Origin of the sequence: Microvirga terrestris, assembly GCF_015694425.1 — a bacterium.
GTDB lineage: Bacteria > Pseudomonadota > Alphaproteobacteria > Rhizobiales > Beijerinckiaceae > Microvirga > Microvirga terrestris.
Window position 1 is genome coordinate 66111 of sequence record NZ_JADQDN010000013.1, and the last position, 9257, is coordinate 75367.

The window sequence follows — 9257 nt, forward strand, 5'->3', positions numbered from 1 at the left end:
TCATGGGGCCTCGCGTTCTGATCGTGGAGGATGAGGAGCCTTTGATGCTCCTCCTGCGCTACAACCTCGAAGCCGAGGGTTACGAGGTGGACAGCGTGTCTCGCGGTGACGAGGCGGAGATCCGGCTGCGCGAGCAGGTGCCGGACATCGTGCTGCTCGACTGGATGCTGCCCGGATTGTCCGGCATCGAGCTTTGCCGCCGCATCCGCGCAAGGTCGGAGACCGAACGCCTGCCGGTGATCATGCTGACCGCTCGCGGCGAGGAGGGCGACCGCATCCGCGGCCTGTCCACCGGGGCCGACGACTACATCGTCAAGCCTTTCTCAGTGCCGGAGCTGCTGGCCCGGGTGCGTGCGCTCCTGCGCCGGACGAAGCCCGCCCATATCGCAACGCTTCTGCGTGCCGGTGACATCGAACTCGACCGCGAAACCCACCGGGTGCGCCGTGCTGGCCAGGAACTGCACTTGGGGCCGACGGAGTTCCGCCTGCTGGAATTCCTGATGCAGAGCCCCGGCCGCGTCTTTTCACGCGAGCACCTGCTCAATGCGGTCTGGGGCCACGACGTCTATATCGACGAGCGCACGGTGGACGTCCACGTGGGCCGCCTGCGCAAGGCGATCAGCATGCCGCGCAAACCCGATCCCATCCGCACGGTGCGGGGCGCCGGCTATTCCTTCGACGAGACCTTCGCCCGCGAGGAGCAGGCCCTGGAGGTTTGAGGCGAGGCACCAGATAATTAAAGACAAGGGCCGCGCTGAAGCGATCAGCGCGGCCCTTTTGTTTGTAGGATAGGAAATCCTACGCCCGGGCGACCCTGCGGTCGCGCTTGCGGTCAGCGACCGGCTGGTAGGCGATGCGGGCGTGATGGGTGCAATAAGGCAGGCCCGTGATGGAGCGGGCGCCGCAGAAGCGGAATTCCGGCTTGGTCGGGTCGCCCATGGGCCAGCGGCACATGGACTCGCGCAGGTCCATGATGGTCACGCGCTCTGAGACCGGAACGGCAAGGTCGTCCTCGACGTAGACGCTCGGCTCCTGGGTGACCGGCTGGAGAGCGATGGGGGCGACGACCACATTGTTGTTGTGCGGCTGCGGCGGCAGGGGAGCCGGGGCGCTCGGCGCCCGCGTCGCCTTGCGGGGGCGGGCCGCGGCGGCGGAACCGGCCGGCTTGGCATCCTTGGCCCGGCCGGACAGGCCGAGGCGGTGAACCTTGCCGATAACCGCGTTGCGGGTCACGTTGCCAAGCTCGGCGGCGATCTGGCTCGCGCTCAAACCATCGGTCCAGAGCTTCTTGAGAAGCTCGACCCGCTCGTCCGTCCAAGTTGCGCCCGCATCTATCATTTTCACTCTGCCTCCCTCGGAGGCGGCCTTCAAACACTCAGAATCCCGGATGCTTCGCGGACAGGGTTTTTATGTCCGACCGCGCTGCGAGGGTCGCTCCTGAGGGTGAAAGCCGCCGCACGAATGCCGTACTCGACTGACCTGAAGTTACAGGATGGGTGGACTCGGGCGCAAGAGTCCCCGAACAAGCCCTGCCGTTTTCCCCAAGGAACTCACCCAAGGTCAAAATTCCTTGTGATGAGTCAGTTCATTTCTCTTGAATTGACAGGGTCCCGCACCTCGTTAGAATTCCCATCCGTGCCGCCCCTGCTGGGGCGGCGCTTTCTTTTTCGGGCCCAGGTGCGACCTTGGGTCCTCGGAGGTGGAGACAACCTGTGATATCGCCATTGCTGCCGACCTACGCACGCGCCGAGCTTTCCTTCGAGAAGGGAGAGGGCCCCTGGCTCTTCGGCCGAGATGGCGAGCGATATCTCGATTTCGGGGCCGGCATCGCGGTCAATGCCCTGGGCCATGCCCATCCCCACCTCGTGCAGGCCCTGACGGAGCAGGCCTCCAAGGTCTGGCACACCTCGAACCTGTTTCAGATCCCCGAAGGGGAGCGGCTGGCCAAGCGCCTGGTCGACAACACCTTCGCGGACGTGGTCTTCTTCTCGAATTCCGGTGCCGAGGCCAATGAGGCGGCCATCAAGATGGCCCGCAAGTACCATGCCGTGAACGGCCAGCCCGAGCGTTTTCGTATTGTCACCTTCGAGGGCGCCTTCCACGGCCGGACGCTTGCGACCATCGCGGCCGGCGGTCAGGCCAAGTATCTGGAGGGCTTCGGCCCCAAGGTGGAGGGCTTCGATCAGGTACCCGTCGAGGACCTCGACGCCCTGAAGGCCGTGATCGGTCCCGAGACCGCAGCCTTGATGATCGAGCCGATCCAGGGCGAGGGCGGCATCCGGACCGTCTCCAACGCTTTCCTACGCGAGCTGCGCCATCTCTGCGACAGCCAGGGTATGCTCCTGATCTTCGACGAGATCCAGACCGGCGTCGGGCGCACCGGCAAGCTCTTCGCTTATGAATGGACCGGCGTTACGCCCGACATCATGGCAGTGGCCAAAGGTATCGGCGGCGGCTTTCCGATGGGCGCCTGCCTTGCAACGGCAGAGGCCGCCAAGGGCATGACGGTGGGCACCCACGGGACCACCTTCGGGGGCAATCCGCTGGCCATGGCGGTGGGCAATGCGGTGCTCGACGTGATCCTGGAGCCCGGTTTCCTGAAGGAAGTGGAGCGCAAGGGCCTGCTGCTCAAGCAGCGCCTTGCCGAGCTGAAGGACCGCCATCCCGGCGTGATCGCCGATGTGCGCGGCCATGGCCTCATGATGGGCTTGCGCTGCGTCGTGCCCAACACCGAATTCATTGCCGCCGCCCGCGCCCAGAAGCTGCTCGTGATCGGGGCCGGCGACAACGTGGCCCGCCTCCTGCCGCCGCTGATCATCAGCGATGCTGAGATCGGCGAGGCCGTCAACCGCATCGAGGCCGCCTGCACGGCCATTGAAGCTGGGCAGGCCTCCGCCGCCCAGCGGGGAGCCGTTCAATGACAACCCGCCACTTTCTCGATCTGAGCGACTTCTCCGGATCCGAGATCCGGGGGCTTCTGAAGATCGGCTCCGAGATCAAGGCCAAGCGCTGCCGTGGCGAGAAAGCCAAGGAGCGCCCGCTTGAGGGCAAGGTCCTGGCCATGGTCTTCGACAAGCCCTCCACCCGCACCCGCGTCTCCTTCGATGTCGGCATGCGCGAGCTTGGCGGCGAGACCCTGATGCTCACCGGCAAAGAGATGCAGCTCGGCCGTGGCGAGAGCATCGCCGACACCGCGCGGGTCCTGTCCCGCTACGTGGACGCGATCATGATCCGCACCCTCGATCATGCCATGGTAACGGAACTCGCTCAGTACGCTTCGATCCCGGTCATCAACGGCCTCACCAAGGTGACGCATCCGTGCCAGATCATGGCCGACATCATGACCTTCGAGGAGCATCGGGGCTCCATCGAGGGCAAGACGGTCGCTTGGACGGGCGACGCCAACAACGTGCTCGCCTCCTGGGTTCACGCGGCGGCGCGCCTCGACTTTACCCTGAAGATCGCGTCCCCGCCGGAACTTGCTCCCCGTCCGGAGCTTTTGTCCTGGGCGAAACAGGAAGGGGCCAAGATCAGCGTGACCACCGATGCCTATGAGGCCGCCGAGGGCGCCCACGCGGTCATCACCGATTGCTGGGTGTCCATGGGCGACGACGACGAGTTTCGCCGCCAGAACCTGCTCAAGCCCTATCAGGTCAATGGCAGGCTCATGGGCGTGGCCGACAAAGAGGCGATCTTCATGCACTGCCTTCCCGCCCATCGCGGCGAGGAGGTGACGGATGAGGTGATGGACGGTCCGCAATCCGTGGTCTTCGACGAGGCCGAGAACCGGCTTCACGCACAGAAGGGCATCCTGGCCTGGTGCCTCGGAGCAGCAAGCGCATGAGTTCAGCCTCGTTTGAAGGAACCGACGACATCGTCCTCCCCTTCGCGGTCGAGCCCCTCGACGTGCGCGGGCGCGTGGTGCGGCTCGGCCCTTCCATCGACACGATCCTGGCCCGCCACGGCTATCCCGACCGGATCGCCCGCGTCCTCGGCGAAGCGGCGGCGTTGACGGTCATGCTCGGCGCGTCCCTCAAGCTGGAGGGGCGCTTCCAGCTGCAGACGAAGACCGACGGCATCATCGACATGGTGGTGGTCGACTTCAACGCGCCGGACCGCCTGCGGGCTACGGCCCGGTTCGACAAGGACAAGCTCGAGGCTCTCGACACCGCATCAGTGGGAACAGGTGAGCTTCTCGGCTCCGGCTATCTTGCCATGACCATCGACCAGGGCTCCGAGCGCAGCCGCTACCAGGGCGTGGTCGCGCTGGATGGCCAGGGCTTCGAGGAAGCGGCACATCAGTACTTCCGCCAGTCGGAGCAGATCCCGACGCAGGTGCGCCTTGCCGTCGCCGAGCAGTTCGAGAACGGGCGCCACACCTATCGCGCAGGCGGCCTGATGATCCAGTTTCTGCCCTCGTCGCCTGAGCGCCTGCGGCAGGCGGATCTCGATCCAGGCGATATCCCTGAGGGCCACGCGTCGAACGATCTCGCGGGCCCATCCGAGGACGATGCCTGGGTCGAGGCCAAGTCGCTGGTCGGTACCGTCGAGGACCACGAGTTGGTCGACCCGACCGTGTCCAGCGAGACGCTTCTCTATCGCCTGTTTCACGAGCGCGGCGTGCGCGTCTTCGAGGGCCAGCGCGTGCATGAGGAGTGCACCTGCTCGCATGAGCGCATCATGGGCATGATGCGTCGCTTCCCGCCGGAAGACCGCCGCGACATGGTGGGTGAGAACGGCCGCATCGGCATTACCTGCGAGTTCTGCTCGCGCTTCTACGATCTCGATCCCGTTGAGGTCGAAGCCGCGATTGCGAAGTCGGAAGTTTAAGTCGAGCCTCGCTCACGATCGTCATCCCCGCGAAGGCGGGGATCCATAAATACGATGTTTCAGGAGAGGGCGATCAGTGTCGCACCGCCCTCTGGACCGCCAGCGTTTATGGATCCCGGGTTCCGCTTTGCGCCCCCGGGATGACGGCGGATGGTAAAGCTCGCTTCAGGAATTCGCACATGTCGCAGCAAGCCGCCGCATGAAGGCCGCGCCCGCTTCAAGCTGCTCCAGGGTGATGTACTCGTCAGGCTGATGAGCCTGGTCGATGGAGCCTGGACCGCAGACCACTGTCGGAATGCCAGCCGCCTGATAATGACCTGCTTCGGTGCCGAAAGGAACGGTCTGCGTGTGGTTCTTGCCGGCAAGACGCAGGGCGAGGGTTTCCGCGAAGGACCCCGGCTCCGGCGCAAGGCCTGGCACGGCCACCTCAAGATTCGTCTCGATCCGCCCGAACTCACCGAAGCGGTTGAGGCGCTTGAGCGCCACCTCCTGCACAAACGTTTCCAGACGCGTTGGAATCTCCTGCGGGTCGAGGCTCGGCAAGCCACGGAACTCCCAATGGAAGCTGCAGGCCTTGGAGAGGATGTTGCGTGCCGTGCCGCCTGCGATCGTGCCCACATGCACCGTTGTGTAAGGCGGATCGAATCGGCCGCTCGTGTCGCCGCGCTCCATCATCTCGTCGCCGATGCGGTTGAGCTCTGCAATCAGCTCGGCCGCCGTCATCACGGCGCTCGCGCCCAGATAGGGCTTCGACGAATGCGCCTCGAAGCCGTGCACCGTCGTGCTGAAGGTCACGACGCTTTTATGGGCATCCACCACCTCCATCATTGTCGGTTCGCCCACGATGGCGGCTTTCGGCAGCGGCAGATCATGGCCGAGGCGCTGGATCACATCGACCACGCCGAGGCAGGTCGTCTCCTCATCATAGGACAGCAGGATGTGGATCGGCGTCATGAGGTTCGCGGCCTGGAACTCCGGGATCAGCGCCAGGGCGAGTGCGTCGAAGGCCTTCATGTCCACTGCGCCGCGTCCATAGGCACGCCCGTTCTCGACCCGTAGCGTGAAGGGATCCGTCGTCCAGGCCTGTCCTGTCACCGGCACCACGTCCGTGTGGCCTGAGAGCACGATGCCGCCACGATCCTGCGGGCCGATTGTGGCATAGAGAGCCGCCTTGTCGCCGGCCTCATTCGGCACGCGCACATAGGGCACATCCCAGCCCTGCAGGTAGTTTTCGACGAAGTCGATGAGCGGCAGGTTGGATTTCGAGCTCACCGTGTCGAACGACACGAGCTTCGTCAGCATTTTGAGCGGCGTGAGCCGCTGGCCTTGGGATGACATCGGGGACCTCAGTGCAGCACGCGCTTCGCGCGCGGGATATCGAGTGAGAAGGCGGGTATTTCGGCATCAAATGTTTCGCCGCTCGCGGTCTCCATCAGGTAGGTGCCCTGCATGGTGCCGCTCGGGGTCGTCAGGGGACAGCCGCTTGTATAGCTGAAGCTCTCGCCCGGTCCGAGAACGGGCTCCTCGCCGACAACGCCGGTGCCACGCACCTCCTGCACATGGCCGTGCTCGTCGGTGATCCGCCAGTGACGGGCGCGTAGCTGAACCTGATCCAGACCCGTGTTGATGATCTCCACCGTATAGGCAAAGAAGTAGCGGCCATCGTCAGGGGAGGACTCTTCGGGCATGTAGCGGGGCACCACCGTTACGGAGATGCCGCGGGTCACAGCCTTGTACATGCGTCTGCCTTCACCCAGTAGAGGAGTTGGACCCGCCCGTGGTAAGGCCGTCCTCATACCTCGTCAATCGAGGCAAAGGAGAACGGGCCATGCTCGACGGATGGGTGCGGCGCAGGATCGATCCGTCAATGGATCGGCTCGGGCAGGGCCTAGCACGGGCAGGGATCTCCGCCGATGCCGTAACGCTGGCAGGTCTGGGGGTAGGGCTGGCCGCAGCCCTCATGATCGGGCTTAAACTTGATGCGGTGGCGCTCGCCCTGTTCGCCCTCAACAGGCTCCTCGATGGGTTCGACGGCGCCATCGCCCGCTCCACCCGGCGCACGGATCGGGGCGGCTTCCTCGACATCGTCCTCGATTTCGCCATCTACGGGGCCATTCCGTTGGCCTTCGCCCTGCGCGACCCGGGCGCCTTTGCTCTGCCGGCGGCGGCTCTCCTGTTCTCCTTCTACGTCAATGGCGCGAGCTTCCTCGCCTTTGCGGCTGTTGCTGCCAAGCGGGGTATGACCAGTGATGTCCGGGGCATCAAGTCGATCTATTTTACGGCCGGCTTCATGGAGGGCACGGAAACCATCCTATTCTTCGCCGCCATGATCGTGCTCCCGGGATACTTTCCAGTGCTGGCTTATGCATTCGCCGGGCTGACCGTGATGAGCGCGCTGGCCCGCATCACCCTGGCCTGGCACGCCTTTCGGGACGAGCCTACTGAGGAAAGCGATTGAGAATTCCGTAACAAGGCTTAGAGGATACTGTCAGGCTCAACATTTCAAGGACGGCAGGGCTCTCGTATGACGGACATGGTTGCGTTGAAGGACGGGATCCAATCGGCTGATGCCATCATGCGCCTTGCGGACGCAGGAGCCATCAAACCGGAGACGCCTTTTGCGTCCGATCAGGTCCAGCCGGCGAGCTTGGATCTCCGGTTGGGCCGAAGGGCCTATCGCGTCCGCGCAAGCTTCCTGCCAGGGCGCAACCACACGGTTCAGGATCGCCTCGATCAGCTGAGCTTCCATGAGATTGATCTGAGCCGGGGCGCCATCCTGGAGACCGGCAGTGTCTATATCGCCGAGTTGCAGGAGGAGCTCGCCCTGCCAGGTGATCTCTCGGCGGCGGCGAACCCCAAGAGCTCGACGGGCCGCATTGACGTGTTCACCCGGGTCATTGCCGACCAGAGCCAGGAATTCGACACGATCGGAGCGGGCTATCGTGGGCGTCTCTATGCCGAGATCTCGCCGCGCACCTTCCCAGTGCTCGTCCGGACGGGCACGCGCCTGTCCCAGCTGCGCCTGCGTAAGGGCGAGGTGCGCCTAAGCGATGCGGAGCTCCTTGCGCTCCATCAGCGCGACCGGTTGGTGACCTCCGCCGAGCCCTCCATTCAGGATGGTGTCGCCGTCAGCGTGGATCTCGCCGGCTTCGGCCCTGACAATCTCATCGGCTACCGGGCCAAGCGCCATACCGGCCTTGTCGATGTGGATAAGCCGGGCTCCTGCCGCATCGCCGATTTCTGGGAGCCGCTCTATGCCGATGCCTCCCGCACCCTGATCCTGGATCCGGGCCAGTTCTATATTCTCGCCTCCAAGGAGGCGGTCCACGTGCCACCGGATTATGCCGCCGAGATGGTGCCTTTCGATCCGCTCGTGGGCGAGTTTCGGGTTCATTATGCCGGTTTCTTCGATCCAGGCTTCGGCCATGCCCAAGCAGGAGGGGAGGGAGCCCGCGCCGTGCTCGAGGTGCGCTCCCGCGACGTCCCCTTCATTCTGGAAGACGGGCAGATCGTCGGCCGCCTCGTCTACGAGCGCATGGCCGAGCGTCCGAAAGTACTTTACGGCGCCGGCGCCGGCTCGAACTATCAGGCGCAGGGACTGAAGCTTTCGAAACACTTCCGCTGACCCGTTCAAGCTGCCCTCTTGCCTGATCGCCGAAAGGCCGGATATGAATAAGGACGCGCGGGCGTAGTTCAGAGGTAGAACGTCAGCTTCCCAAGCTGAATGTCGTGGGTTCGATTCCCATCGCCCGCTCCAGTCCCTCCCAATCGGACCAAAGCCTGCAGGCGAGCGCCTCCGTTTACCTTGGCCGTTGAGTGGCATGGAAAATGCTTCTGAAGCGCTGTTGCCAGTGTTGACAAACCAACCGGGAATCGACATATCCGCAACCCCGCCGGAATTCAGTTCCGACGAGCTTCAATCTCAAAAGACGCCGACGCTGCCGAGATTTCTGGATCTCGGCGCTTGTTTGGGTCTCGATCAGCGATCTGACAAGGTCCTGATCTGCGGCAAGAGCCATGAGCGCCAGTATACGGCAGCCCTTCATGGCTCCTCTGACGAAAGAGAGAAGGTTTTGGATCGATATCATCGATCTGAATTAAGTAAACGCAGAGGTCAATACGATTTCTGTGAACGCAGAAGCTTGTCTTTATATTGATCTACGGTCCCGGTTGACGCTGATTTCGAAAATTTCTTCAAGATAGGTGTTGACCTAAAGGAGGGGTTCGGTTAGAACAACTTCATCGACGGCGGCACTGCGGTGGCGCCGACTTGAAGATCCTCAAGGACCTGAGCGGCTTTTAACGAGCGGTTCGGGCTGACCGGGGTTCTTCTGCGTCTCCAGTGAGACGTTTGCTCTTTGACATTGTTGAGAGGGGAAGAGAAGCGTAGGCGGCGGTGTCCTTGCGCCGATCCGCAAGGATCGGAT

General features: G+C 63.6%; 11 protein-coding genes and 1 tRNA gene. 8 read left to right on the forward strand and 4 right to left on the reverse strand.

The annotated features are described in order from the left end of the window. Positions 1-2: 2 nt before the first annotated feature. Positions 3-719 carry a phosphate regulon transcriptional regulator PhoB gene (phoB, locus tag I2H36_RS18025; protein ID WP_196265286.1) on the forward strand — a complete coding sequence of 239 codons (717 nt, stop codon included), beginning with the start codon at positions 3-5 and terminating at the stop codon, positions 717-719. 79 nt (positions 720-798) lie between these two features. Here phoB and I2H36_RS18030 read toward each other — a convergent pair whose 3' ends face one another. After that, entirely contained in the window at positions 799-1338 is a 540-nt protein-coding gene (locus tag I2H36_RS18030) for a GcrA family cell cycle regulator (protein ID WP_196265299.1), read from the reverse strand. Positions 1339-1712: 374 nt separating this feature from the next. On the opposite strand from I2H36_RS18030, the gene I2H36_RS18035 reads away from it, so the two are divergent. Genes I2H36_RS18035 through I2H36_RS18045 form a run of 3 tightly spaced genes read left to right on the forward strand, consistent with a single transcriptional unit; the run spans position 1713 to position 4830 of the window. Next, positions 1713-2921 (forward strand): acetylornithine transaminase, encoded by a 1209-nt coding sequence (locus I2H36_RS18035; protein ID WP_196265287.1) that lies wholly within the window; start codon positions 1713-1715, stop codon positions 2919-2921. Further along, a complete protein-coding gene (gene argF, locus I2H36_RS18040) occupies positions 2918-3844 on the forward strand; it encodes an ornithine carbamoyltransferase (RefSeq protein WP_196265288.1) in 927 nt (308 codons plus the stop codon). The genes I2H36_RS18035 and argF overlap by 4 nt, the downstream gene beginning before the upstream one ends. Further along, positions 3841-4830, forward strand: coding sequence for an Hsp33 family molecular chaperone (locus I2H36_RS18045; RefSeq protein ID WP_196265289.1), 990 nt, complete (start codon positions 3841-3843; stop codon positions 4828-4830). Before argF ends, I2H36_RS18045 begins: the two co-directional genes overlap by 4 nt. 165 nt (positions 4831-4995) lie before the next feature. Here the strand turns inward: I2H36_RS18045 and argE are convergent, their stop codons facing one another. Both argE and apaG read right to left on the reverse strand, forming a co-directional pair. Further along, positions 4996-6168 (reverse strand): acetylornithine deacetylase, encoded by a 1173-nt coding sequence (gene argE / locus I2H36_RS18050; RefSeq protein ID WP_196265290.1) that lies wholly within the window; start codon positions 6166-6168, stop codon positions 4996-4998. Between the two features lie 8 nt (positions 6169-6176). Beyond that, positions 6177-6569, reverse strand: a complete 393-nt coding sequence (gene apaG, locus I2H36_RS18055) for a Co2+/Mg2+ efflux protein ApaG (protein ID WP_196265291.1) — start codon at positions 6567-6569, stop codon at positions 6177-6179. Between the two features lie 89 nt (positions 6570-6658). Between apaG and I2H36_RS18060 the strand changes: the two genes are divergently transcribed. From I2H36_RS18060 to I2H36_RS18075, 4 genes are all read left to right on the forward strand, one after another. Then, positions 6659-7288, forward strand: a complete 630-nt coding sequence (locus I2H36_RS18060) for a CDP-alcohol phosphatidyltransferase family protein (RefSeq protein ID WP_196265292.1) — start codon at positions 6659-6661, stop codon at positions 7286-7288. A 75-nt stretch (positions 7289-7363) separates the two neighbouring features. After that, on the forward strand, positions 7364-8455 hold the full coding sequence (locus tag I2H36_RS18065; protein WP_196265300.1) for a 2'-deoxycytidine 5'-triphosphate deaminase: 1092 nt from the start codon (positions 7364-7366) through the stop codon (positions 8453-8455). 57 nt (positions 8456-8512) lie between these two features. After that, positions 8513-8587 (forward strand) — tRNA-Gly (locus tag I2H36_RS18070). A gap of 64 nt (positions 8588-8651) precedes the next feature. Next, positions 8652-8987 (forward strand): hypothetical protein, encoded by a 336-nt coding sequence (locus I2H36_RS18075; protein WP_196265293.1) that lies wholly within the window; start codon positions 8652-8654, stop codon positions 8985-8987. A gap of 71 nt (positions 8988-9058) precedes the next feature. Here the strand turns inward: I2H36_RS18075 and I2H36_RS19850 are convergent. Further along, a partial coding sequence (locus tag I2H36_RS19850; RefSeq protein WP_210331132.1) for a hypothetical protein occupies positions 9059-9257 on the reverse strand: 199 nt, incomplete at its 5' end.